The 26218-nt window shown below is 60.5% G+C and carries 16 protein-coding genes and 2 pseudogenes; 12 read left to right on the forward strand and 6 right to left on the reverse strand.

Annotated features, from left to right (window positions below):
- Position 1: 1 nt before the first annotated feature.
- Positions 2 to 2941 carry a DUF8741 domain-containing protein gene (locus KTAU_RS11505; protein WP_228026415.1) on the reverse strand — a complete coding sequence of 980 codons (2940 nt, stop codon included), beginning with the start codon at positions 2939 to 2941 and terminating at the stop codon, positions 2 to 4.
- Positions 2902 to 8235, reverse strand: a complete 5334-nt coding sequence (locus KTAU_RS11510; protein WP_151728513.1) for a DEAD/DEAH box helicase family protein — start codon at positions 8233 to 8235, stop codon at positions 2902 to 2904. The genes KTAU_RS11505 and KTAU_RS11510 overlap by 40 nt, the downstream gene beginning before the upstream one ends.
- 187 nt (positions 8236 to 8422) lie before the next feature.
- Between KTAU_RS11510 and KTAU_RS11515 the strand changes: the two genes are divergently transcribed.
- The gene (locus KTAU_RS11515) at positions 8423 to 9868 is read left to right on the forward strand and encodes an McrB family protein (protein ID WP_069802618.1); all 1446 of its coding nucleotides are present in this window, start codon (positions 8423 to 8425) and stop codon (positions 9866 to 9868) included.
- Positions 9843 to 11552, forward strand: coding sequence for a DUF2357 domain-containing protein (locus tag KTAU_RS11520; RefSeq protein WP_069802616.1), 1710 nt, complete (start codon positions 9843 to 9845; stop codon positions 11550 to 11552). The genes KTAU_RS11515 and KTAU_RS11520 overlap by 26 nt, the downstream gene beginning before the upstream one ends.
- On the opposite strand, the gene KTAU_RS11525 is transcribed toward KTAU_RS11520, so the two are convergent.
- Positions 11521 to 12027, reverse strand: coding sequence for an alpha/beta hydrolase (locus KTAU_RS11525; RefSeq protein WP_151728514.1), 507 nt, complete (start codon positions 12025 to 12027; stop codon positions 11521 to 11523). The genes KTAU_RS11520 and KTAU_RS11525 overlap by 32 nt on opposite strands.
- Before the next feature lie 268 nt (positions 12028 to 12295).
- Positions 12296 to 12547, reverse strand: a complete 252-nt coding sequence (locus KTAU_RS11530) for a hypothetical protein (RefSeq protein WP_151728515.1) — start codon at positions 12545 to 12547, stop codon at positions 12296 to 12298.
- 413 nt (positions 12548 to 12960) lie between these two features.
- Between KTAU_RS11530 and KTAU_RS11535 the strand changes: the two genes are divergently transcribed.
- Together KTAU_RS11535 and KTAU_RS11540 are read left to right on the forward strand one after the other, a co-directional pair.
- Positions 12961 to 14133: an outer membrane protein assembly factor BamB family protein gene (locus tag KTAU_RS11535; protein ID WP_151728516.1), complete on the forward strand. Its 1173-nt coding sequence runs from the start codon at positions 12961 to 12963 to the stop codon at positions 14131 to 14133.
- Positions 14134 to 14299: 166 nt separating this feature from the next.
- A complete protein-coding gene (locus tag KTAU_RS11540) occupies positions 14300 to 15181 on the forward strand; it encodes a hypothetical protein (RefSeq protein ID WP_151728517.1) in 882 nt (293 codons plus the stop codon).
- Here KTAU_RS11540 and KTAU_RS11545 read toward each other — a convergent pair.
- Positions 15178 to 15873: a hypothetical protein gene (locus KTAU_RS11545; protein ID WP_151728518.1), complete on the reverse strand. Its 696-nt coding sequence runs from the start codon at positions 15871 to 15873 to the stop codon at positions 15178 to 15180. The genes KTAU_RS11540 and KTAU_RS11545 overlap by 4 nt on opposite strands.
- 10 nt (positions 15874 to 15883) lie before the next feature.
- On the opposite strand from KTAU_RS11545, the gene KTAU_RS11550 reads away from it, so the two are divergent.
- Positions 15884 to 16087: a hypothetical protein gene (locus KTAU_RS11550; RefSeq protein WP_151728519.1), complete on the forward strand. Its 204-nt coding sequence runs from the start codon at positions 15884 to 15886 to the stop codon at positions 16085 to 16087.
- A 53-nt stretch (positions 16088 to 16140) separates the two neighbouring features.
- On the forward strand, positions 16141 to 17496 hold the full coding sequence (locus KTAU_RS11555; protein WP_151728520.1) for an acyl-CoA thioesterase/bile acid-CoA:amino acid N-acyltransferase family protein: 1356 nt from the start codon (positions 16141 to 16143) through the stop codon (positions 17494 to 17496).
- Between the two features lie 287 nt (positions 17497 to 17783).
- Here the strand turns inward: KTAU_RS11555 and KTAU_RS11560 are convergent.
- Positions 17784 to 18602, reverse strand: a pseudogene (locus KTAU_RS11560) (zinc-binding dehydrogenase); the annotation flags it as partial.
- Between the two features lie 260 nt (positions 18603 to 18862).
- Here KTAU_RS11560 and KTAU_RS11565 point away from each other — a divergent pair.
- From KTAU_RS11565 to KTAU_RS11590, 6 genes and pseudogenes are all read left to right on the forward strand, one after another.
- Positions 18863 to 19753 (forward strand): annotated as a pseudogene (locus KTAU_RS11565) (sigma-70 family RNA polymerase sigma factor).
- Between the two features lie 229 nt (positions 19754 to 19982).
- Positions 19983 to 20711 carry a MarR family winged helix-turn-helix transcriptional regulator gene (locus KTAU_RS11570; RefSeq protein ID WP_170293232.1) on the forward strand — a complete coding sequence of 243 codons (729 nt, stop codon included), beginning with the start codon at positions 19983 to 19985 and terminating at the stop codon, positions 20709 to 20711.
- Between the two features lie 30 nt (positions 20712 to 20741).
- Positions 20742 to 22685 (forward strand): alpha-amylase family glycosyl hydrolase, encoded by a 1944-nt coding sequence (locus KTAU_RS11575; RefSeq protein WP_151728522.1) that lies wholly within the window; start codon positions 20742 to 20744, stop codon positions 22683 to 22685.
- A 176-nt stretch (positions 22686 to 22861) separates the two neighbouring features.
- A complete protein-coding gene (locus tag KTAU_RS11580) occupies positions 22862 to 24145 on the forward strand; it encodes a sugar ABC transporter substrate-binding protein (RefSeq protein WP_151728523.1) in 1284 nt (427 codons plus the stop codon).
- 154 nt (positions 24146 to 24299) lie between these two features.
- Entirely contained in the window at positions 24300 to 25247 is a 948-nt protein-coding gene (locus tag KTAU_RS11585; RefSeq protein WP_170293233.1) for a carbohydrate ABC transporter permease, read from the forward strand.
- Positions 25244 to 26188, forward strand: coding sequence for a sugar ABC transporter permease (locus tag KTAU_RS11590; protein ID WP_151728525.1), 945 nt, complete (start codon positions 25244 to 25246; stop codon positions 26186 to 26188). Before KTAU_RS11585 ends, KTAU_RS11590 begins: the two co-directional genes overlap by 4 nt.
- Positions 26189 to 26218 lie beyond the last annotated feature (30 nt).

Below are 26218 nucleotides of genomic sequence, written 5' to 3' on the forward strand. Positions count from 1 at the left end.
CTCAACGGGCCAGCAAAGGAAGATAGACATAGATACCCAGCACATCCGGCGGCAGCAGCGGCTCGACCGCCAGCTGCCGCAGGCTCAGCGACGCCACCTGACGCACGCGCCGATGCGACTCGCGCAAGGCTTCAGCCCGCCTGCGGGCCTGCTCCTCCAGGTACGGCAATAGATGCTGTGGATACCCATCGATGACTCGCTGCAGAAAATCCGTAATCTGCTCCGGCGCCAGATTGGCCTCGGCAGGCGCCTGGGCCAGCGCCTCAATCTCCTCAGCATCTTCAAGCCAGTCGGCCTGCGCCGGTGCCCCACGGAAGGCATAAAGCTGACACTCCTCCGCTAACAGCGCCTCCTCCTCGCCGCGCGTCGCCGTCCGCAGATGAAAGCGCAGACGCACCAGCAGCAGCGTCGTGCGCTTCTCGACATGGCTGGTGCGAAAAACCCCACAGCGTCGAGCAACGCGAGGATTATTCACATCATCGACCGGATCAAGGGCCGTATCCAGCACATAGGTCGCCAGCCCCTCAACGAATGGATGCGTACGACTCAGATAGAGCGTGCGCGGCAGGCCCAGGCGTCTGAAGCTCACCCGCAGATGCTGGCCGTTGGGACCAGCATAGCGCGGCAGATTGACAGCATCACGCAAAGGTGCAGGCGTCTCCCGCAGATCGACCTCCCAGACGTCTGGCTCGCTGCGAAGCTGTTTCAGAGAGGCCTTATAGGCTTGCAGCACCTCGGTCGTAAAGCGCTCCACATCCTCGCTCGACCCGATGGCCGCCTGCACCTCGCGCAGCTCCTGAGCGACCTCCTCCACTTTGATACTATGCTGCGCAAAGAGCGTGCGCGAGCGGCGCTCTCGATCAGAGGCCGCCTCCCACTCGCGGTAGAGATTCCTCTGCTCCCCCTTCAGCAGGTCCTCAAAGCCCGGCAGCAGCAGCTGCCCCGCATGCGCTCCGATCAGGCTCTCATGCAAGAGCAAGCCCTCAAAGATCGCCTCGATCACCTGCTCGGTATCCAGCGGCACCGGCACCGAAATTCCCAGCTTCGAGCGAATCTCCCGATGCTTCTCAAGCAAGACCCGCAGCACCACCCCATCGATCTGATTATCTTCCCCAAAGAGCGTTATGACTTTCACCAGTGGGCTGGCCTGCCCAAAGCGATCGACACGCCCTTCTCGCTGCTCGTGGCGCGTCGGATTCCAGGACAGGTCATAATGGAGCACGGCATTGAAATATTCCTGGAGATTGATACCCTCGCTCAGACAATCGGTGCAGACCAGGACCCGGCGCTCGTGCTGAGCCAGCTGCAGGACCCGGTTCTCGCGCTCCGCCGGCGGCAAGAGACCCGTAATGGCCGAGACCTCAATCTCTTCCGGCAAACGCTTCCGCAGCGCCTTCGCTACATACTCGGCAGTCGGGATGAAGCGACAGAAGACGATCGGCTGATAGCCTCCCTGCACCAACCCCTTGATCAGCTCAATCGCCTTTTGCAGCTTCATATCCTGCTCAGAGGTAATAGCCTCGGCCTCGCGCGCCATCGCCAGCAGACGGCGTCGAACCCGCTGCTCTTCGCTGATGTCCGCCCCTTCCTCGTCTCCCTCTTCGAAGTCGCTGCCCGGGACCAGATCGAGGCCCTCGGTCGCATCGCTGTCCAGCAGATCAAACACCGTCTGGCGTCCAATCTGATCGGCCTCCTCTACGCTCTCGGCTCCAGCCACCTGGGCGCGGCTCCGCAGCGTGGCCGCTGCCGCCGCCGGACTCGAAGCCAGCGAGCGCAGCAGGGCCAGCGCCGACCACCAGCGTACCCGACGCCGCGTCTGCCCGCCAGTGGGATCGCGCACCACCTCGCTGGCATAGCTGAGGGCTTTTTGCATCAATCGGCGATAACTATCGGAAAGCTTATAAGATTCCAGACGATCATCACGCTCTGGAAACGGCGTCTCACGCTCCAAATAGGAGCGGATATCGGCGCGCCGTCGCTGCACAAAATGCGCCGCCAGACGGATGCGGTGACGCTCGTTCTCCCGCCCGCTCAAGTCCTGCGGCAGCTCCTTGAACTCCTCCTTCAGGAAGCCCAACAGCGAGCGAAAGGCCTCCTCTTTGCCGCTATGGGGCGTAGCCGTGACCAGGATCAGGTGACGGCGCGGGTCAGCCGCCAGCCCGGCGACCAGCTGATAGCGCTGATGGCGCCCGCTCCGCTCGTGGCCAGGGAAAGCACAGGTATGGGCCTCATCGACAATCACCAGCTCGGGGCAGGTCCGCAAAAACTCGTCGCGCCGCCGGTCCGCCTTGATAAAGTCCAGCGACACAATGACGAAGGGATAGTACTCGAAGAGCGAGAGGTCCCGCTCAGGCAGCCTGCGCTCTAGCTGAGCCACCGTACTGGAGAGCACAAGCTCCGCCTCAATGTGAAACTTCTCGCGCAGCTCAGCCTGCCACTGCTCGGCCAGATGCGGCGGACAGAGCACCGCCAGGCGCCTGACTTCGCGTCGATCCAGCAGCTCGCGCGCGATTAAACCCGCCTCGATAGTCTTGCCAATCCCCACGTCGTCAGCGATCAGCAAGCGTACCGGATCGAGGCGCAAGGCCATCAATAGCGGTACGAGCTGATAGGGCCGCGGTTCAAACGCCAGATGGGCAAACGAGCGGAAAGGCCCCGTACTGGCACGGAAGCCGAAGCGCACGGCATCACGGAGCAAGGCACACGAGGGGTGGTTACCCCACTGACGCGGATCAGGCAGCGCAAACTGCGCCGGCTCAACCGGCTCCAGCGGCAGGTAGACCCCTGTGACCTCCTCATCGGTCCCGCCGAGGGGACGCAAGACCAGCAGATCGGCGCTCGACTCCGGCAATACCACCCACTCACGCCCTCGCACCTTGACCAGAGAACCGACGGCGTAATTCATGGCTCCCTCCCGAAAATGTGTGGATAACGGCGACATAGCTCACCCCACTGCTCCCGAGGGCCAAAACGCAGGACCAGATAGCCCTGATCGTACAGCTCCTCACTGCTCTCCACATCGCGGGCGGCGCGGGCAACGCCGGCAGGCCCGTCGCCGTCGACATAGATGGCTGCCGCATCAGCATCCCCATCGTAGAGGAAGTCAGGGGTAGCCGAGCAATACGGCGGCTGCCAATGGGCGCGGGTCGGCAGGCGATAGCCCTGCTCCTGCAGCCAGCGCAACCACTCGCGCTCGATCTCCTCGCGGGCCTCATCCAGCAGCGTGGCAGACACCTCCTCTGCCGCAGTCGCAGCGAGCGCGGGACCCGTCTCCTCAGCCAGCACGACGCGACACTCTCTTAGTTCGGCCAGCAGATCACGGATACGCGCGCGATCCAGCAAGCGATGGTCGCGCTGATTGGCGTAGGTCATCAGACAGTAGTAGCAGGCCGCCTCACAGTCCTCGCGGGCGCGCGAGGCCCGGCGCCGGTCCTCCAGGGTCTCGGGATCATAGTGGCAGAGCCGCAGAGCCTCGCATGCGACTCGCGCCAGCGCCTCCGGCACATCGATCAACTGGCGCAAGACGCCAGCCCCACCCTCGGCAGCCTCGTAGAAGAGCAGTAACTGACGCTGATCGGCGTGTGGCAATGGCTCCGCGGCCAGCTCGTTATCTTCAAGCTGGTAACAGAGCTGGATGGCGCTCTTGAGCGCCGACTGCAGCGAGGCCATCTGTGCCACATCCAGCTCCTGCTCCGGCTTGAAAAGCAGGCAGTTGCGCGTATCTTCGACGTAGGGAATGACGCGAATGGTGCCAGCCGGCAGGGCATCAGTTGGGTCACTGGCAATGGCATCCTCCTTGCCCCACTCGCCCGTCTCCTTGTTGAGGACAAAGCCGCGCCTGGCCTCGTTTCGCCGTCGCAGCCGCCCGAAGTTCATGCGCCAGAGCGTTGCCGACTGCCCGTAGATCAGAGAGCCTAGCGTCTGGCCCCTGCTCTCTATGCGTGCGACGACACGCAAGGAGCGCCCGCGGCTTTCGGAGAAGCGCAGGGCGGTGTAGATCTCATAGCCCTCGCGCAAACGCTCCTCTTCGTCGGAAGTGATTTTGTCACGGCGCCGCGTCGAGACGTTCTGCAGGCGGAAGAGCTGGTCCAGGCGCCGGCTCAGCGGACGCTGACAGGCATCGCAGACCTCCAGGCTACGCTCTGCCGTCAGCGGATGCAGGTAGCCACAATGGGAGCAGAGGTACGCCGAGGAGGTGATGATGCCCGAGCCATCAGCCTGCCGCGGCAGCAGCGAGCGATGAATGACATAGCGTGAGCCTTCGTGATAGATGATCGCCCGCGGCGCGAATTCGGCAATCGCCAGGAAGCGCGGACGCGAGAGATATTCATCGCGCTGCCTGGTACGGCGTGCCGGGATATAGGCCGAGAGCGGCAGGCGCGGGAAGTTGTAGCCCGGCAAGAAGCCCTCACTGGCAAAGTAGCGATAGCTATAGAAGTCGGACTGTTCGACATTGACATCGTTATCGTGATCGCCACTGGTCAGCAGCAGCAGTTGTGACTCGGCCTCGGCGCGCAGGCGCTGGGCACTCTCCTTATCCTGGTGACTGCGCGAAGGATCGGTGATAATGCGGTCCTGGGTATTGCGTTGGGCAAGCGCCGCACGGTAGAGGCCCCGCCAGCGTTCGCAGGCCTGATCGAAGCGCTGGGCGATATGGCCTAGCTCCTCATCGAGCCAGTTCTCGCTATACCAGCGTGCCTCTGCCAGGTCGCTGCGCAGGGTCTCCAAGACCCGCGCCGCCCGCGCCCGTGCTCTCTCTCGGGCCTGCCCATCTTCCAGCGACTGACGCACGTGAGCCTGAATGGTCAGGGCCGGCGGATCGCCGGAGAGGTCCAGCAGGTCTTTGAGCGATTGACCCAGTGAGAGGCCCGTCTCGGCAAGCCAGATAGCGTGTATATGGGCCCGAATCAGGTCTTCGTTGGTCAGGTCGATACGCGGCGGCGTCACCGCCCCCTTGACCATCTCCTCGGGATGGCGGAAAAAGTATTGATCGTGCGAGCTGCCAGTCGAGCAGTAGGAGATGATCAGAGCTGGCTGGCCGCTACGTCCGGCGCGCCCACTGCGCTGGGCGTAGTTGGCAGGCGTTGGTGGGATGTTGCGCAGATTGACAACGTTCAGATCAGCAATGTCGATCCCCAGCTCCATCGTGGGCGAGCAGTAGAGGATCGGCAGCTCGGCCCGGCGAAAGGCCTCCTCGCGCTCCTGGCGCCGCGCTGCTGGTACCTGGGCAGTGTGCTCCTGAGCCTGGATCTGCTGCAGGGCGCGAATATCTTCGGCACAGCGTTGATAGAAGTTGACAAAGAAGGAGTTGACAGGCATAGCCTGATCCTGCGGTAGCTCCAGAATGCGCAGCGGATCATGGTAGGGTATGCGACCATCGCCGGGGAGCCAGCGCATGGCTGCGGCGGAAAGCTGATAGCCGCGCCCCATCCCACGCTCGTCCTCCGTGACGGCCTCGACGAGGCCGGCCTTGCAGAGACCAGCCAGCAATTGGCGAATAATCTGCTGCCGGTCTTCGACTGTCAATTGCAGACTGGAACCCAGAGCCGATATTAACTCCTGTCGCACGTAGCGCCCGAAGCGACTCAGGCCAGACAGATAGCGATTGCTGACGGACTCACGTTCATGGGTCCGGCTGCGCGGGTGGGCAAAGACGCGGCTGGCATAGAGCAGCTCCTCATCTTCATCCAGTCCCCAGGGCGGGACCAGGTATTGACTGCTCTGCTGCTTGATCTTCTCCTGAAAATGGGGGTCCAGATAATTCACTTTGATGGCCAGGCCGCGGCGCAACTCGTCGAGCAGTGTACGACAGAGCCTCTGACGCACTTCGGATGAGGCAGCCTGCAAGGCTGGATGACTCTCTTGCCAGAGCGCTGTCTCCTTGCAGACATCGGGCAGATCGGGATAGTCGATGATCAGCAGGCCGCACTCCTCCAGGTTGGGAGAGGTAATACGCCAGCCGCGCTGGAGATCGCGATAGAGGCGGTAGCCGAGGACGTTACGCAGGGCCTCGTCGGTTTTGAGACGGATGCTGTAGGGGGTATAGGCCTCCTCGCTGCTGGCAGCATACTGCGTCCGTTGCAGTTCGAGGGCATCGAAGACGCGGAGGGTCAGGTCATCGTGCGGGAGACCTGCCTTACCAGCGCGCTTGACTGCTTTATAGAGCGCCGCCCGTAAGAGGACCATCTCGACGAAATCGTTGAAGTGCCCGGCCTGCAGTGAAGCGTCCTGACGATTATCAGTGAAACTGAGCAGTTTGGCGGGCATACGCCGGCCTTCGGGCTGGTTGCCAGCCTGACCCTGACGGTCACCTTCGCGCAGATGGAGAATGGTCGAGAGCGAGAGCAGGGTGGTCGCCGTGCTGCGCCCTTCCGAGCTGAGGGAGGCCAGCTTGAAAAAATCGTTGCGCTGAGAAGCGCTATAGGTGACCTTGCAGCGCAGGCAGAAGCGGAAGGGCGTCGGAATGAAGTGGCAGAGCAGGCCCTCGCCCTCATGCTGGGCCAGGGTGCCATCGGGCCGCAGATAAAGCGGCAGCGGAACCGAGCGACGGGCAGAGGAAATGACGCGCTCCCGACCATTGACCACTTCCTTCAGGTCCCCCGGCAGACGCTCCTCGATCTCACCCCTGTCAACAGGCCAGGCGCCTTCCTGGCTCAGATAGAGAAAGCCGATCTGACCACCACGCCCAGCCTTCCCCGCTTTGCGGCTGCGGCTGCCACCGCTATCCGTCTCGCTCCCGGCATCATCCTCTTCTTCGTATTGATCCTGGATATCGCGCGCGATCAGCGTCTGGTCATTCAGCCAGCGCACACAATAATACTCCTGGCCACACTGGCGGCAGAAGACCAGCGGAAAGAGCAGCTGATCACGGCTGCCAGGCACATATTGCTGGGGCTGGAGCGTCAGATGGCGCTCGTGGGGATAGGCGAGCGAGGCATAGACAGTATCGCCTTTGCTGATGAATTGATGCAGCCGGAAAGCGAAAGGAGGGATGCCAGTATTGGGATCGCGCACCTGCTCATAGCCCGCAAGCAGCCAGGCTTTGATTTTGGCGGCGCAGATCTCTGGTGAAGCACCGGTCAGCTGTGCCAGGAGGGCCGCCGCGCTCTCGCCCTCGCCGGCAATGCGGCGCGGTTGGGAGCGTACATAGCCGCGCTCGTGCTTCGTGATGCCAAACGTCTCTTCCAGCCAGATGGCCAGAGGATCGCGAAGAAATTCCTCATAGCGCTCAGGCGGCCTGCCTTCGGGATCACGGACACAGGCGCTCAGGCGCTCGCGGAAGGTCGGCGTAGAGGTATCGACCTCCTCGGTCACGCGCTCCAGAGTCTCGCCGATGACGTGCTCGGGCCGAATGGGGGTGCCGAAGATCAGAGAGGCCATCTCGGCGATCTTGCGCTGCTGATTCTCCTGCCCCTCGTCGCTGATGAGTGTGGCCGAGGTGCCGATGCATTGGAGGGTCTCGCCGGGCGGCGTCAGCCTATCGCGTACGCGGCGCACGAGCAGGGCGACGTCGGCCCCCTGGCGCCCGCGATAGGTATGCAGCTCATCGAGCACCAAAAAACGCAGCCTGGCGGCATCCAACAACGGGCGCTCGTGCAGGCGCGTCATGATCAGCTCTAGCATCACGTAGTTGGTTAGCAAGATGTCGGGGGGATTTGCAATAATTTCACGTCGCTCGTCGGCAGTCTCCTGGCCGGTATAGCGTCGAAAGCGTACTCCATGCTCGCCGGCGCCCAGGCCGAGGTATTTCTCTAGCTCTCCCTTCTGGCTGTTGGCCAGGGCGTTCATCGGGTAGACGACGATGGCCTTGATGCCCGGCTGGCCAGGATGCTGCAGGACATAGTTGACGATCGGAATGATGTAGGCCAGGCTTTTGCCAGAGCCTGTGCCCGTGGTGAGGACATAGCTGTGGCCCTGGATAGCCAGGCGGATCGCTTCGTCCTGGTGACGGTAGAGCTGCAGCGGATAACCCGCCGGCTCCTGGCTCGACTTGCCGCGGCGGAAAATACGGGCACAGTCGGGATGGAGTAGGCCCTCAGCAACCAGCTCGTCGATGGTGGCCCCAGGCTGGAAGCGCGGATTGAGCTGGATGAGCGGCTCCGGCCAGAGCAGTCCACGCTCAAATTCCTGCGTGACATAGTCGCGAATCTGGGGATCGCGAATCTGGAGAAAGCTTCGGACATAGGCAGCGTAGTCGCCGATCAGATGCTCGCGCAGCTCGAAGATGTTCATCATGGCCTCCCGGAGAGCTTGCCTGTAGCACCTATTATAAGCTGCAAGTCTCCTCGCAGCAAAGACTGCCTGGTATGACCGTTCCACTTGACGTTGACTCTAGCGCTGACCTAGAATAGGGCTAGCATGGTTCACTTAGTGTCGAAGGGGTCTAACGTTAACAGCTTCAGCCGGTGAGGCACTACACTGCATGGCCAGGTACTTCCTGCTTTCTTTGCCCAGGACAAGTAGCTATCTGCAGGCCATCACAGCCGGGCAGGCGCGCTTGACGATCCAGCTGACTCCACCTCCCAGCCTGCAGGTTGGCGATCGCTGCCTGGTGGCGCAGCAAGGTTCCTCACCGGGCGTGCTGCCTGTGGTCCTGAGCGTCATCTCCGTCAACAGCCCCGCGCAGACGGCCACGCTCGCCGTGACAGAACGCTATAACCACCCCGCTGACCTTGACGCATTGAACGGCACTACCTACCAGACCAGCTCACAGAGCAGGCCGCCCCGGAAGGCGTTAGTAGCGGAAGAAGCGCCGCAATACGATTACAGTCCTATTTTTCTCTTTCCATTATCAAAAGCAGATTGGGAGGCTATTACTGGATCGATGGGAGGATCAAGACTAGAAGAGCAGGCTCTGCTCAAGCATATCCACAGCTATATCTCGGCGCGAGGCTACTACTTCGATCAGGAAACGCTCTATAACTATCACATCTGCCTGAAGACGCGCCCTTTCGTGATCCTCGCCGGTCTTTCGGGGACGGGCAAATCGAAGCTGACGCAGCTCTATGCGGAGGCCCTGGGGGTACCGCGCGAGCGCTATCTACGGCTGGCCGTGCGCCCCAACTGGAACGATGACCGCTACTTGCTTGGGTATTTCAATACCTTGAGCGGCAGCTATATCAGTGAGCCGGCCCTTGACTTCCTGCTGGAGGCCAGTGAACACGAGCAGGAGCTCTATTTCTTCTGTCTGGATGAGATGAACCTGGCGCATGTCGAATACTACTTTTCGCAATTTCTCAGCGCCTTTGAAGAGGAGCGTCCCGCCGACCGACGCATCACCCTGGTCAGCCGGCGCCTCTACGAGGAGCTGAAGGGGCAGGGGCAGCCGCTGACGGTACCGGCAGAGCTGCAACTGGCGCCCAACTTGCTCTTTACTGGCACTGTCAACGTCGATGAGACCACCCAGCCCATCAGCGATAAGGTGCTGGACCGCGCCAACACCATCGAATTTTTCTCGATCGATCTGGACAAGATTCCGCAGCCCACGGTCCCGCCGGACCCCGTGCCGCTCTCAGCCCTCACCTGGCAGAGCTACAAAGCTCAGCAGCCGGACACCCGCTATCGTGAGCTGCTGCAGGCGATCAATGCCATTCTCAACCGAGTTGAGATCGGCATAGGCTACCGTGTTGTCCGTGAGATCGAGCTGTACCTGGCCAACAGCGCTGGTTTGTTGGAGCCAGAGGTGGCGCTGGATCTGCAGATCAAGCAGCGCATTTTGCCGCGCGTGCGGGGAACAGAGGTTATCGAGGGGGTGCTGGATGAGTTGCTGGCTCTGACGCGCGATCAGCGGTTGCCGCGCTCCCACCAGCGTTTGGGGGAGATGAAAAGCAGGTTGAAACGCGATGGCTACACCAGCTTCTGGCGTTGATGGCGCCTGGCTGACGATCAACGGTCAGCCCCTCAGCTTTGCCCCCGACAATGACAATGCAGCGCTCAATCTCTCTGAATATCGTGTCTGTTACATCAAGGTGACGTCCTCAGCGCCGCACCCCATCAGCATTGTGATCGACGAGGTGCCGTTACACACCGAGCATTATGGCCTCTGGCAGTGGCGTCCCGAGCATTACGCTGGCCTCTATCGCCTGACAGTCCACGCTCCCGGCGTTGCGCCGCGCACGGCCTGGCTGCGTGTCTTTCCCCAGAAGCTCACCCAGCGTCTGTATGAGCAGATGAAGAGCGAGCTGGCAGCGCTCTCACTGGATCTGTGGTTTCGCTTGCTCTCTCCCGCCGTTGAGCGGGCCGCCTTTGGGCGCCGCCTGGAGGAGACCTCACCTGTTCATGACTATAAGCAAATTCGTGGCCTGGTGGAGAAGCTAGGTCCCGTGCTGCTGCAGATCCGCCGTCGGCCACATTCCAGGTTGCAGCCGGCGGCGCGCTCTGGCGACTGGCAGGCTGTGGCGCGCTTGAGCGGTGAGGCCCAGCCGCTGCCGGGTCCCTGTCTGGAGCTGCCAGCGCTACGGCGTCCCTATGGGCACGTGCGCTATCTCCCGCAGGAGTGGCAGCTGCAGGAGAGTCAGCTCTCCTACGACGTGTATGAGAATCGCCTGCTCAAGCACTTTTTGCAGCGTCAACTGCCGGCCAGGCTCAGCCTGATCGAGGAGCGGGCCAAGGCCGAGGCCGAACGTCGAGCGGCCCTCTACCAGCGCTACCACAATGAGGAGGACCGCGCTCTGCTAGAGCGTCTACGGCGCGTGATCGCTGAGTGCCAGCAGATGCGACAGCGCTGTCTTTTCTGGAGCAGCGAGCCGTTTCTCAAGACGGTACAGGCAGCAGCCTTGCCCGGCAAAGCCACCCAGGTCCTCTTAAAGCATCCCGCCTACAGCCGCTTCTTTCAGCTCTATCTGCAGTTTCAGCAGCGTCTGATGGTTGTCAACACCGAGCGCTACGTCAACGAGCTGGGCCAGCGTAAAGTGAGCGAACTGTACGAGATGTGGAGCGTTTTTACGATCACCCACCTGGCTGTCGAGCTGCTGGAAGAGCGTGGCTATCGCCTGGTTTCGAATACGACCTTCTACGAGGTCGAGAAGCGCTATTTCGAATTCGAGGTTCGCAAGAACGTGGCCAGTATTGCGCTGGTCAAAGGCGATCGAGAGGTGGTCTTTAAGTACGAGCCGTACTATCCTCATGCCTCAACGGTGGGAACAGACCCGGCGCTGGTCTCGACGCTCTCCAGCGGCGGCCCGCTGACGCCCGATATGGCTATCGAAGTCTATCGCCAGGGCGAGCCGTGGCGTGTGCTGGTATTCGATGCGAAATATCGCTGGCAGCGCTCACCCAGCGGCCAGTACTATGCTAAGGAGCAAGATATCAATAAGATGCTCAGTTATCGCATCAATATCAGATACCAGTATTTGAGGCGTACTTCTGGCAATGTTCAGCTTCAGCGCAAACGGATTGTGACCAGTGCTTCTATCCTCTACCCGGGCACAGAATTGCAAGAGGAGGATGATGGACACATCAGGGCTTTTCCACTCATCCCGGGGCAGGCAGAGCGACGGGTAGCGGCCATTCGGGCCCGGCTTAACGAGTTGCTGACGGCTGCCCAGTTGTGAGAGGAGTCAGCGATCGGTCAGCAGAGAGGCGAGCCAGGGAGGGATCGCCGGTGATCAGCAACATGGGGCACTGGATACGGGGCAATACCTCGCGCCAGGGGAAGGCACCGATCGCCGCATGGGCCACATCCAGGATGGCAATCTGTACTTCGCCTTTGGAGGCAGCCCAGGGGTCGATCTCTGCTTCGGCCCAGGTCGGTTGCAGGACCCGGGCCTTGATCAGGCGCTCTTCGGGCGGTAAGGCTCGCAGTTCAAAGAGCCATTGCCAGGTCGAGGGGGACGCCGGGCCGTCAGGGGTGGCAATGAGGGCGTTGGTGACCTCAGTCTGCGAGGGCGAGGCGCCGAGGAGGGGAGGATCTTCGAGGACAATGGCCCGCACATGGTCGGGATAGCTGGCGGCGACCATTGCGGCGGTGACCGCCCTGAGTGAGCAGTTTTGCACTACTAGCGAGCGTACCTGAGATCTGATGCTCATATGCAGCAGGGAATCTGGAAGACCGCTGGGTTGATAATCTTGAAAAAAAATAGATAACTATATTAAAATTAAGAAAGGCAAGATGGTGTAGAGTCCGTAGTGTGCTCTATCTAGAGGCAAGGAAGAAAGAAAGGAACTTATGGCTCACAAAAACGCCTTCAAAGTTGTCCTCGCGTCTGTGATGGTTCTCACTAGCGTTTTCTTTGCGAGTAGTTCCGTATTTGCAGCTCCACATTCTTCTTCGCCCTACGTCCCTCCACCTCATGCACTACCCCCCCAGCAATGCCTGGTTGTGGCTTTCCAGATACAAAATATCACTTCGCAAACGTTTACCGTGGTAGCTCATACAACGAATAGCTGTGGCTTTACGTTTGACGTTACCACACGCATCAATAATGCCATCACCGATTGCCTTCCCTTTCCCAGTAGCAGCAATCCCTTTACCGTGACACTCAGGGACCGACAAACAGCAGCGATTCCCGTGAATGTGCAGGGGGGCTGTGTCGTATGTACCAATCATGTGCCTACAGCGTTTCCTCCATTCACAGTCAGAGTCACCGCTTTTGCTTTTGGCACCGTCCACACCCGTGGTGGTAACTTCCAAGCTTCATCCAATAATGCAGGCCCTGCTAACGTGAGGCTGTCAAATAACCCACATCCCTTTGTGCCACCTTGCCCCTAAGAACCCCGGTTTCTGTCCCGGGCAAGCCAGCTTGTAGTTCACGCCCTTCCTTTCCTACTCTTGTCAGGGAAAGTCGTGGAATCTCCTCAGCAACATCCTCGACTGATGGCTCACGCTGGTATCATTGATAGGGGAGAGGAAACAAGGGGAGCCGCAGGACGTTGCACGAGACAACAAAGGTGAATAGAGACCAGGAGTTCGCTCAGACACTCATGAGGCTGCTGTTCTGACCTGAATGAAGGAGAGAGAGCATGCAAACGCTTAGCACGACCTTGCCCCCACAACTGGTGCTCGCCGGTTCGACACTCTATGCGAGCCAGGGAAGCATCTACGGACTCGATACGACGACGGGCAAGGTGCGCCGTCAGTATGCAGTCTCAGGGACTGCTGCCCTTGCCTTCGCCAGAGGGACACTCTATCTCAATGTGAATCGTCATCCAGACTCGTCCGTCCAGGCCCTGCGAGCACGCGATGGCTCGACCTTGTGGAGCTACCAGGCCGCAGGCCAGCTTGCTCACGCTCCTTCCCTTGCTCGGAACGGCGTCTACGTCAGTACGGTCGAAGGGGTCCTCTACGCTCTGCAGGCAAGGATTGGGAGGCTCCTCTGGCGCTCCTCCCTTGCCCCTGATCCCGCTCCTTCATCATTGTTTGGAGCAATAGTTTACACTTCGCCTTTTATCATAAATGAAACACTTTATATAACATATATAACCAAAGAATCACCTAATTGTTTTATAACTGCTTTTCATACGAAGGATGGCAGGCGCCTGTGGCAGGCCCTCCTACCAGACAGCAGCTCCTTTCCACTGGCCGCCGCCGATGAACGCATCTTTTTGAGTACCACGCGGGGATGTCTCGCCATAGACAGGCACAACGGCTCTGTGCTCTGGCACCAAGAGCTTGGATCACAGGTGCAGATGTGGTCTGCCCCTGTAGTCACGGATGACAGGGTGTATGTCAGCTTTTCTGAGGAAGCTGCCCCTTCCGTTGCGCTCTCGGACGAGATGAAGCACGAGCAACAGGCTTTCATTTGTGCTCTGCGGGCACGGGATGGCGCGCTCCTCTGGCACCAAGCCGTCGGTGGGACCTCTGCGGTCCGATGGCCGACAGCAGCAGCGCTGATTGACGGGGTGCTTTGTGTTGGTGCGAAGAGCGGCCCGGACAGCATCCTCTCTGCTTACCAGCCTGCCGACGGGGCTCTTCTCTGGTCTTCTCACCTCAGTGGGACCTGGCTTTCATCGCCTGTTGGAGCGGCGGGGCAGGTCTATATCAGCGATAATAACGGCGTGGTGTCCGCCTTTCGCCTGCGAGATGGGCAGCTGCTCTGGCAAACGGTTGTTGCGACTGAAGCACAGTCAACCGCCCATCTCTCGGTGCGCTCCTCCCCAATTGTCTTGTTGCCGGCATCCCCTTCCGAGCCTTGAGGATTTCCTCGATGCCTACTGTCGCGCAAAATGTATCTATAGATTAATCAACAAAATACACAAAATTGCAAATAGATATTGCTATAAATATTTCATCGCAGTCACTACCCTCTATATAAAGCCTGACTGGCACCAGCCACTCTGGAAGGGGCGGCAGTCTGAGATCGTGACGGTCACCTTGCCTCCGTGGTCTGCCGAAGAGATCCGCCGTCTGCTCGCTCAGAAGGGTGCACTCCAGACCAGCGCGACCGGCGCCGCCGCAGCACGGCTCACAGCCGCCAGTGAGCGCCTGCACGAGCTGACTGGAGGTCATCCAGCTCTGGTGCAACTGGCCTGTAGACAGTTGCAGTCGAATCAGCTCCGCCTGGAGGAGCTGGCGCGTCTGGACCAGCGCACCTTTGACGAGCGCCTGGTTGCCTGGTTTTTCAGACAGGAGGGGCCGCTCACCTGGTGGCTGCTGGTCCTGGCCCACCTGCTGCCGGGGTCCAGCGAGCCAGGGCTGGCCCTTTCCTGGCTGGCTCACCTACTCAGCCACTTCTCGGCGCGGGCGCCAGGGCAGGAGTCCCTTCGTAAGGCATCGCTGCTGACGGTGCCAGGTGTCCGCCTGAGCTGCGACGGGAAGAGTGTGTCTTTACAAGAGGAGATCCGTCACCTGCTCGTGCAGGTCGGCTGGAGGCTCCTCGATCCTGACGAACGCTTCCGTCGCGAGCTGAGCCGCCTCGTACTCACCCACAGCCTCGCAGCCCTGGAGCTGGAAGCCGGCCAGGTGCTGCCCGAACCCGACTGGCAAGCCTGGCAGAGACTGCAGCTTCTTCATCACCTGATCATAGAGCATCAAGAAGGCTGGCGACATGGGAAGCTGTTGCTCACTCGGGCCCTGGCCCAGCGCCTTCCAGCGGAAGGTAGCCGTTTGCTTGCCATCCTCCAGCAGTTTGAGGGACAGCTTAGCCCGCCCCAGCGTCGAGAGCTGCACCTATGGGAAAGACAGATACAACAACTCGAGACCACAGAGTGGGGACGCAGGCCAGAGCAGGCCGAGCCGGCCTAGCCTGCAACGTCCCCACCCAGGCAGAGGGGAGCACACTGATGGCCTCCCTTGCGAGGAGACAAGCAAGAGAGCAGGCAGGCAATCATAGCCCTGGCGGGAATGCTCCTTCCCTTTAAGGCGGCATTCGCCGGAATAAGCTGCTGCAAGGGAATTCCATCGATGCTGAGAGGAATCACCCTGCGGTCAAGGCGACGCACGCTCTTCTGCCAACCGGGAAGGCTGGATAGGCCGGCAGCCAGCCTATCGGCCTCGCTCCCCTGCGCAATGGCAATAGCATTAAAGGTCATATTGTTCGCGACTGTCCGATTGATCAGATCGGTCAGGTCCTCACGCAGAACCAGAATCAGGCCAATGGCGACCACGCCGATGAAGAGCGCCAGCAGAGTGGTACTGGTGCGCGCACGCTGCTGATTGAGATGAGAGAGCGCCATTCTGAGACTGACCTTGAGCCGCACCAGGAGGAAGGCAACGATCGCCCCAGGCAGGGCCAGCAGCAGCACCAGCCCACCAAAGGCAGGCAAGTTGCGAATGAGCAGCACAGCAATGAGCAGGGCCAGGAACACAAGTCCCCCCTGCTTCAGGTTGCAGCGTTCGAGCACTGGGAGCTTGCTGACAGCGAAGAGCACAAGGCCAAAGAGGAGGACCAGCAGGCCAAGAGCGGGCAGCGAATCCTTGAGGAGGACCCCGGCCATCGCCTAGAAGATGATTACACCCCACCTGAGCCCGCCGGCAGCGCTGGTGTTGAGCCTGTCAGCTTTTCACGGGCGCGGCTTCATCGCCGGGGGCATCCCGCTGGATAGTCCCTTACCCCTGCTCGCTTCTCGTGAGGCTGTCATCGGCTTGCTCGTGGAAATCGCCTTTATCACAACCTTCACTCAACGCTTCTTGAATAGACTTGGCAACTGAGCTGTGCTGGCCTATACTATTGACAACTCGGCTCCTGAAAGGAGGGCCTCACTATGGCCACGGAAGATGTGCCTTCCCCCATTCGCCTGGTGGTTGAACCGCAGGAGAGCCTTGCCGACGCACCACTCTCTATCCAGCTACAGGGTCTGGAGCCAGGCCAGCAGGTCACGCTCCACGCTTCCACTCTCGACGGCTGGCGCTGCTCCTGGGCATCATGGGCCACCTTTGTCGCTGACGAGGAGGGAACGGTCGATGTCAACCAGCAGGCGCCGCTGGCAGGCAGCTACGAGGGAGTGGATGCACTGGGCCTGTTGTGGTCTATGACACTGCAAGATCCCGCCGAGAGTCACCTTTTTGTGAAGACCACAGCTACGCCCCTCACCATTACGCTCAATGCAACATGCGACGATCAGGTGGTCGCCTCGGCCCGCATCCAGCGTCTCTTTGCAGCACCAGGAGTGCAGCGGATCAACCTTGAGGGACCGGACATGGTGGGAACGCTCTTTCTTCCGTCAGGGCCAGGACCTCACCCTTGTGTGATTCTGCTCAATGGCTCAGATGGCGGCTTCCATGCCCATAGCGCCGCGCTCCTGGCCTCTCACGGCTTCGCAGCCTTTGCTCTGGCCTATTTCGGCGTCGAAAATTGTCCGCCTCATCTTCTTACCATCCCTCTTGAATATTTTGAACAGGCCTTCAGCTGGCTCGGAAATCAACCGGCTATTGACAGTACGCGCCTGGCAATCTGCGGCCTCTCCCGGGGGGCTGAGCTGGCCCTGCTCCTGGCATCTACTTTTCCAGCGGTGAAGGCTGTCATCGCTGGCTCCCCCAGCAGTCTTCTCTGGCCCGGCCTGAAAGGCTATCGCAGCGTCAATGAGCCGGCCTGGACATATTGCGGTGAGGCCCTCCCTTACCTGGCGGCCTCTTCTTCGGGCAAGTTCGCCGCTTTTTTGAGTGTGGTGAGCTTTCTGTGGGGTATGCTGCGGCGGAAGCCCTTCAGGCTCACCAGGATCTTTCTGAAGCAGCTGCAGCAGGCTGATCCCGAGGCCATCGCCAGAGCCAGTATCGCCGTAGAGCGTATCGCTGGCCCCATCCTGCTGGTGGCTGGAAGCGATGATCAGGTCTGGCCTTCCTGCCAGTTCGCAGAGCGGATTAGAGCACGCCTCGAGAAGCACGGTTTCAGCCACTCCTGCACCTATCTTCGCTATGAGGGCGCCGGTCACTTCATCTGCTGCCCCTACGGTGTACCTTCCCTCCCCCCTTGGGTCAGCCGCGGCTCGGCGGCAGACAGGGGGCCAATCGTGGCTTTTGGAGGCACCGCGCTCCTCAACGCTCATGCATCACAGGATTGCTGGTATAAGCTTCTGTCCTTTCTACAGGAGGCATTGGAGAGGGAGAGCCAGCAGGCATGAAAGCGGCAAAGTAGCCACACTGACTGGTGGCTGCCGATTCGCTTGAGACAGCTCTCTCCCTTAGCTCGCACCGCGCTCCGCCGACCTCTACACCGCCCGCCTGGCGAGTGCCCAGGGCCTGATCGACAAGGGCAAGCATGACCGCCCTCAGCGCCCGCCTGGCGAGATGGCGCGGCTTTTCATGCTTGCCCTTCTTCACCTGGATTGCATACCGGTGAGGCACCCTGCAGCTCTCCCCTGCCCAGCAGCGGATGCAGCAAGCGCGCCACAGACAGATCGTTCCAGACCTAGGGCTTCAAGATTACTTTGGTATAGCCCTCGACCCGCTTGTCAAACTTCTCATAAGCTACCGGGGCCTCGTCTAACGGCACCCGATGCGAGACAATGAAGCTGGGCTTGGCCCGTCCCGCGATAATCAGATCGCGCAGATAGCGATTATAGCGCTTGACGTTGCACTGGCCCGTGGCCAGGCGCAGCCCCTTTTCGAACAGCTTGCCAAAGGAGATGAGCAGGCGCCCCTCCCTGGCATGTGGATCAACGCCTCCCGGATCGGTCGGCACGTAGAGGCCAGGAATGCCCAGCATCCCAGTGGGATTCACGACTCGGATGAGCGCCTCCAAAACAGCAGAGGGGGCCTCGCTGTCCTGACCCGGCTGGATCGCCTGATAGCCAACGGCATCAATGCCCTTGTCCACTCCATCGCCGCCGCGCCGCTCGCGAATCTGCTCGACCGGGTCCCCTTTGCTGAAGTCAATCGGGATTGCACCAATCTCCTCGATCTTCTTTAAGCGCTCCGGCACCCGGTCGACGACATAGACCTCAGCAGCTCCACGCAGCAGGCAGCTATAAGCGGCCATCACTCCGACTGGGCCGGCCCCGAAGATGGCCACCGTCTCCCCAGGTGAGACCTGCGCCAGCTCGGCCCCGTGATAGCCCGTGGGGAAGATATCGGCCAGGAGGGCAAAATCATCCTCGTGCTCGGTCCCGGGTGGCAGCTTGAGCGCATTAAAGTCCGCATAGGGTACTCGCAAATATTCTGCCTGCCCACCAGGATAAGGCCCCATTGCCACATAACCATAGGCGCCACCAGCGAAGCCGGGATTGACGGCATCGTATGGATTCCCTATCTATAAAAGCCGGTATCCTGGATGCAAGTGGCACAAAGACGTGTTCGCGTTAACTCTCCATATTGCTCATCCTCCTGAAAAATATGATACCAATCAGAAATGTCTTACCCGATGGATGGTGCTTCATGCTGTCAAACTCACCGCAGAGAGGCGGATGCAGAAGTGCCTCTTCCTGTCACACTCGTCAGGCTTTCTGTGTCATACTTATGACACAAAGAAATCAGGAAATGTGACCGACGATGAACACCTCTAACTGGCTAGCCACCCAATTTGAGGCGGAGCGCCCTCGCTTGCGAGCACTAGCCTACCGCATGCTCGGCTCACTCTCTGAAGCGGAGGATGCCGTGCAGGAGTCCTGGCTTCATCTGAGCCGTTCCGACACGAGCACCATCTCAAATCTGGGAGGATGGCTAACGACAACGGTGGCGCGCATCTGCCTCAACATGCTGCGTGTCCGCAAGTCTCGGCCCTAGGACTCCCTGGAAGCCAAAGTCACGGATCTGGAAGCCATATTAGGCGGGCCCCAATCGAGCGACCCGGAGCAAGAGGTGGAACTGGCCGATGCGATTGGCTTAGCTCTGCTCGTGGTGCTCGATAGGCTCACGCCCGCCGAACGCCTCGCCTTCATGTTGCACGACATCTTCGCCGTTCCTTTCGATGAGATCGCACCACTGGTGGGACGCTCGGAGGCAGCGACCCGGCAGCTCGCCAGCCGTGCACGTCGTAGGGTGCGGGGAGGGGCCTCGGTGCAAGATGCGGAGTTGGTCGCACAACGAGAAGTGATAGAAGCCTTCCTCACCGCCGTCCGCGAGGGATCTCTTGATGAGCTTCTCACTGTGCTCGACCCGGATGTCGTCTTCCGTATCGAATCCCAGGCCCTGCCAGCGGGAGCGCGGAGAGAGCTGCACGGCTCGGCAGCGGCGGCCACACTGATTGTGAAGCATACTCAGCTTTTCTGGTCCTGCGGAACGGCACTGGTAAACGGCTCTGTGGGAATCATCGTGGCCCCCTATGGCAAGCTGCGCGCCGTTGGCATCCCTGTGATCAGTAAAGGCAAGATCATTGCCCCCACTACAATTACTGATCCTGTGCGCTTGCAAGAGATGCATCTTGCCATCCTTGACAACTGACATGCCCGCCTCCCTTGATGTAGGACAGGCCAGGCAAGCAACTGGAAGGCATGGTATACCACAACCAAGCTGTCTCTCTTTCTTACTGCAATATGTGAGCGAAGAGCGCCCTCCCTACCAGAGCGAGGTGCAGACAGCCGTAGTCAGGGCAGGACAGCCAGAGACCCAGCCGGCAAAGGACCTTTTGTGTTGCACTGGGCCGAGGAAAGGACCAGGCAGGGTTGTCATCATGACAGATTTGGAGCTTGCGCACCCATTTCCGGCACGTATAGCCCCCGAGGTGGCCCCGCGCGAACGGAGCGTGCATCGGCAGACCGTGCCCCCGAGGCTTGACAAAGGGCTGCCCCTCATATATACTTTCCATTGCAACAATATTTTTAGCAACAATTGCAATCGCAACAAATTGCGCTCTCGCCTGGTAAGGCACTGGACCAGCGAGCCGCGCTGCTGCGGAAAGGGGCACGCCAAGCGCATGGAGGACTACCAGGACTACCGTCTCTTTCAAGAGCTGAGCTTGCTGCTTGACCACGCCGACCGCCTGGTCCTTCGTCAGTTTCGTCTGAATACGCTGCAATACAATGCTCTGCTCCTGCTCGATGCCGACGAGGGCTGGCGGCTGACGGATCTCAGCGAACGTCTGCTGTGTGAGCGGAGCACGGTCACCCGCCTGGTAGATTATCTGGAAAGCGAGGGCTTGATTGCCCGCAGCCCCGACCCTGGCGATCGCCGCTCGCAGCGCGTCACGCTGACAGCAGCGGGCGTCGCTCGACGCCGCGAGGCCCAGGCCGCCATTGAGGAGGCCATTCGCCGCCGCTTCAGCGTCCTGAACGGCGAAGAGGAGCGGCAGCTCATCGCCATGCTCAAGCGCTTGCGCGCGGTCGTGAGCGCCGAGATCGAAGCAACCTCGGAAGCGCCCTCGCCCTCGCCCTCGCCCGAAGCGAGCGACACGCTGTCCTAGTTCGCACTACAGGTAGGTAGGAACGCCAAGATGCCAGAGATCTTTGAGTCAGCCACAGATGCTACCCCCGCGCCGTCGGAGCCGGACGCCGAGCAGATGGCGGCAGTGCCCGGCGACCTGCCCTTGAGCGAGATCCTCAGCCGCTGGACAGCACAACGTAGTCAATTTCGCCATGATAATACTATTCTTCCCCTGGCTCCTATCCCCGGCGAGCCAGTCGAAGTGTGGGCCACCAGCGGCGAGGAGCTGCCCATCGAGCGCGCCGTGCTCTACTACACCGTCGACGGCAGTCGCCCCGATCGCACGTCGACGGCCCTGCCGATGGAGCGCGCCTGCGTGACCTGGGACCCGCACGCTGGCTATATTACCCACTGGCTGGCTCGCATCCCCGGTCAGCCAGCCGGCACGCGCGTGCGCTACCGCATCGCCGGCTGGCTGACCCGTCCCGGCTCGCTTCCTGCCGAAGAGCCGGAGATCTGGGTCCAGGACGGCCAGGGCTTTGCCTTCCACTTTGTGGGTGAGCGCGCCTTCACAACCTTCGCCTACCTCGTCGAAGAGGAGCAGCAGCGTCGTCCGCCTTCGTGGGCGACAGAGGCCGTCATCTATCAGATTTTTCTCGACCGCTTCCGCAGCGATGCCGCCGATGGCCATTTTCCACCCGCGAGCGAGCCACACGCCCTGTATGGAGGGACGCTGAACGGCGTCCGCGCCGCTCTGCCCTATCTCTCAGAGCTGGGCGTGACCTGCTTGTGGCTCTCTCCCCTGCACCTGGCCGAAAGCTATCATCGCTATGACGCCCTCGACTACTTCCGCGTTGATCCCCGTCTGGGCAGCAGCACCGATCTCCAGGCCCTCGTCGAGGAGGCCCATGCTCGTGGCATGCGCGTCCTGCTCGACTTCGTGCCGGCACACGTCTCCTGGCATCATCCTGCCTTCGTGGCCGCGCAGATGGATCGTCAGGCCCCCTCTCACGACTGGTTCTATTTCGAGCGCTGGCCCGATCGCTATGGCACCTTCCTCGACGCTGTTCCCAGCCTTCCTTCCCTGCGCTCAGAGAGCGAAGGGGCCAGACGCCATATTATCGCCAGCGCCCTGCACTGGCTGAGCGAGTACGGAGTCGATGGCTTCCGCCTTGATCACGCCATCGGCCACAGCATGGACTTCTGGTGCGAGTTTCGCCAGGCCACGCGCTCAGTGCGTCCCGATGTGTTTTTGCTGGGCGAGGTCACCGATACACCCGACGCTTTGCGCCGCTATCATGGCAGGCTGGATGCGGTGCTCGACTTTCCACTGGCAGCAGCCTTACGCTCAACCTTTGGCGTCCGCACCTGGGACCTGGGCCGCTTCGAGCGCTTCCTCAGCTCCTATGAGAGCTATATGGAGGATGGCCCCGCCCGCGCGAGCTTTCTCGATAACCACGATATGAATCGCTTCCTTTTTATTACCGGCCATCGTCCGGAACTGCTCAAGATGGCGGCCCTTTGCCAATTCACGCTGGCCCCAACTCCCATCATCTATTACGGGACGGAGGTCGGTATGTCCCAACGTGCTGACATCTCAACAAAAGCCTTTGGCGGCGATGCCGAGGCTCGCGCCGCGATGCCCTGGCGCCCAGAAGACTGGAATCAGGAGCTGCTCGCCTTTTACCGGTCCCTGATCCGCCTGCGGCGCGTCTTGCCGGTTCTGACCTACGGTGCGCGTCGTGTCGTTCACCTGGATACTAGCCAGGCAACCTATGCCTACGTGCGCACCCACGCCGGCGGCCAGCGCCTGGAGCGGGGCGACGTTCTGGTGCTCTTCAATCTGAGCGAGCAGCCTCAAACTGTCGTGCTGCCAGAGGTGGCGCTCCCTCCGGCTGCGACCACACTTCTGGCCAGCGGTCAGGCACCAGTCATACGTAGGTCTCAACATCAGGTTGCCATAACTAGTGAGCCGTTGAGCGGAGCAGTTTTCTCATGGCAGGAAGGAGGATGAGAGCCGCCTTCTCCCCCGTTGATCGCCGTGCACCCTTCACAAGAAGAGCGCCGCACGCTCTTTGACAACCAGACTAACGACAACACAACCCTGGGTTTTGCGTCCAGTGGGGAGAGTGCACAGCAAGCCGTCTGCCTCTCCCCGGCTATCTTCCCTCTTGTCAGAGAGGATGAGAGATGATGAAGAAGACTTTTGCCTCGCGTGCATCTGACAGTCGGCCATTGCTGGCCATGTTCCTGTTCAGCCTCATGCTCGCGCTGCTGCTCTCAGCCTGTGGTGGTGCCGAAAACAGCGGCAGCAACAACAGCAGCAGCATCGACTTTAGTGGTACGATTGTTATCTGGCATGGCTGGCAAGGCGCCTACCTGCAGGCCAAGCAGGCTATTTTTAACGAATATATGCGCCTGCACCCCAAAGTAAAGATCGTGCTGGTCCACCAGGATAACATCGCCAGCAAGGCGGCCACTGCGGTTAAGGCCGGCAATGGTCCCGATATCATCGCCTTCACCGACGATAATCTGGGATCGCTGGCGCTCGGCCATGTCGTTGTGCCGCTCGACCAGTACATCAGCCAGGACTATCTCAACCGGACCTATACCCCGGCGGCGGCTTCAGCCCTGGTCTTTAACGGCCACGTCTACGGCGTCCCGGAGGCCGTCGAAGCCGTCACCCTCATGTACAATAAGAGCCTGATCTCGGCGGACCAGCTTCCCAAGACCACCAACGACCTGCTGGCCTTCGAGAAACGCTATGAGCAGGCCCACCCGGGTCAGTATGGCGTCGTCTGGCCAACCGAAGACGCCTACTTCAATGCCCCCTGGTTCTACGGCTTCGGGGCCCAGTATGTGACGCCCGATGGCAAAGCCCACCTCGATACGCCCCAGGCCCTGCAGGCGATGGAGTATATCGCCTCTTTCCGCCCCTATCTCCCGAAGCAGCCGACCTACGATGTGGTTTCCTCGCTCTTCGCCGAGGGCAAGGCCGCCATCATCATTAATGGTCCCTGGTCCTATGCCGATTACGCTAGTGGAGGGAAGATCAACATCGGCTTCGCCACGCTACCGATCGTGAGCGCTACAGGCACTCCGGCCAGGCCGTTCGTCGGGGTCAAATCGCTCTGGATGGCCAAAACTGCCAAAAATCCAGCCCTGGTGGCCGATCTGATGAAGTTCTACACCAACAAGGCCAATCAGATCGCCATGTCGCGCGCTGACGGCGAAATTCCGGCGAACAGCGCCGCCGCCGATGATCCGGCCATTCAGCAGCTTCCCGCCGTGGCCGGCTACGCTGCTCAGGTGAAGCTGGGCGTGGCTTTGCCCAATACTCCCTACATGTCCGCGCTGTGGACACCCGTGCAGAATGCACTGACGGCAGTCTGGAACGGTACCCAGACGCCCGCTAAAGCCCTCAGCGACGCCCAGGCCGCGGCCACCAAAGGGATCGCTCAGATCAGCTCGTAGCCCCGGCCTTGGCGCGCTCACCAGGTAGGATGCCTGGCGCTATGCGAGCGTTCCATCGCTCAGACGCTGAAGATCATGCTCCCCCTCCTCGTTCCTCCTCCCTTTCCAGCGATGGATCGGGAGGATGGGACGGGGAGATGAACTGGAGGCGAGGATGCCTATGCTGCGAGTCAAACGGCGCACCATCATAGCCTTTCTCCTGCCCATGCTGGCTATGATGGCGGTGATCAACTTGTGGCCGATTCTCTACACCCTCTATCTGTCGACCACCAATTATAGTGAGTTTACCTCGGACAACTATCATTTCATCGGTCTGGAAAACTACCGGCAGCTGCTCTTTTCTTTCGACAGCGATTTCTTCCCGGTGCTCTGGCAGACACTGCTCTACGTCGTCGTTTGCGTGAGCTGCTTTCTGGTCGTTGGGATGCTGACCGCCCTGGCGCTGAACAATCCCCGAGTCAAGGGGCTGTCTCTCTGGCGCGTGGTGCTGCTGCTGCCCTGGGCCGCCCCTTCAGGCATCACGGCCCTGATCTGGAAGTTTCTCTTTCAGTACGATTTTGGCCCGTTCAATCAGATTGGGCGCCTGATCTTCGGTCCCCAGTTCGGGATTCCCTGGCTGCTCAACCCTACGCTGGCCTTCATCTCAGTGGTGATCGTCAATGTCTGGCTGAGCTATCCGTTCTTCACGGTGGTCATCCTGGGAGCACTGCAGGGCATTCCCGGCGAGCTGCGTGAGGCGGCACGGATCGACGGGGCCGGCCCCTGGCAGTATTTTCGCCATGTGACCTTGCCGCTGGTGACTCCAGCTCTGGTGCCTGCCACTATTCTGAGCGCCATTACGACTTTCCAGATGTTCAATACGGTCTTTCTGATCACACAAGGGGGACCGGTGGTCAGCGCCCTGAAACCGGGGGCCACGGAATTTGTCATGATCTATATGTACAATCGCATCCTGGGGGCTACGGTAGCCAACCCACACTACGGCTTTATCGCCGCCTTCGCAATTACGCTGTTTGTTATCCTCGCGGCCCTGACCTACCTGGGTTCTGGCCTGGGAACACGGTCCCCACAGACAAGCCGCTTCAGGGAGGCACAAGCATGAGTCAGCACCTGCCCAGCGCTGCACTAGAGCAGAAGCCTGCCGCTTTCAGTACACCCGCAAGGGAGCAAGCGAAGCGGCTGCAGGCACGGCGGGCCGCCGCTGGTCTCAGCGCTCGCCTGGGACTGGTTGGCATCTACGCCTTCTTGGTGGTGATGGCGGTCTTCGCGCTCTTTCCTCTTTACTATGTGGTCCAGGCTTCGTTCGCCGGGGCGCAGAATCTCTATACCACTGATCTGCATCTCTTCCCAGCTCACTTTACTTTCGCCAACTATGTGACGGCTTTTACGCAGGAGCCGCTGCTGAACTGGATCGGCAATACTTTGCTGGTCTGTGGCCTGACGGCTCTCTGCGGATTGGTCTGTTCGACAAGCGGCGCTTACGCTCTGGCGCGCTTCCGCTTCGCTGGCCGCGAGTTGACGCTGCGCGCGCTGCTGACGCTGCAGGCTTTCCCCGGCCTGCTGGCACTGACAGCGTATTATCTGCTGCTTAATGCGCTGCATCTGCTCAATAACCTGCTTGGTCTGGTGCTGATCTACTCAGCCGGTGCGATAGTCTTCTGCTGCTGGAACACGAAATCCTATCTCGATGGATTGCCGATCGAGCTGGAGCAGGCGGCCTTACTGGACGGCGCCACGCCGTTCCAGGCTTTCTGGCACATTGTCTTACCGCTGGCGACGCCCGCGCTGGCGGTCGCGGCTCTCTTTACCTTTATGACGGGCTGGAACGAGTTCGCCCTGGCCAATCTGGTGTTGAACGCCAATGCTAACGGCAGCAATCTGACCTTTATTCTGGGCCTCTATAGCCTGCAGAGCGATTTCCGGACACCGTGGGGTATCTTTGCCGCCTCCTCGGTAATCGTCTCGATCCCGCTGATGCTGATCTTCTTTTTCGCCCAGCGCTACTTCCGCTCCGGCCTGGCCCAGGGTGGCCTCGCTAACTAGCGGCTGACCGCATCACGCCCGCGTTGCTCT

The organism is Thermogemmatispora aurantia, from assembly GCF_008974285.1.
In the GTDB taxonomy this organism is placed as follows: Bacteria; Chloroflexota; Ktedonobacteria; order Ktedonobacterales; family Ktedonobacteraceae; genus Thermogemmatispora; species Thermogemmatispora aurantia.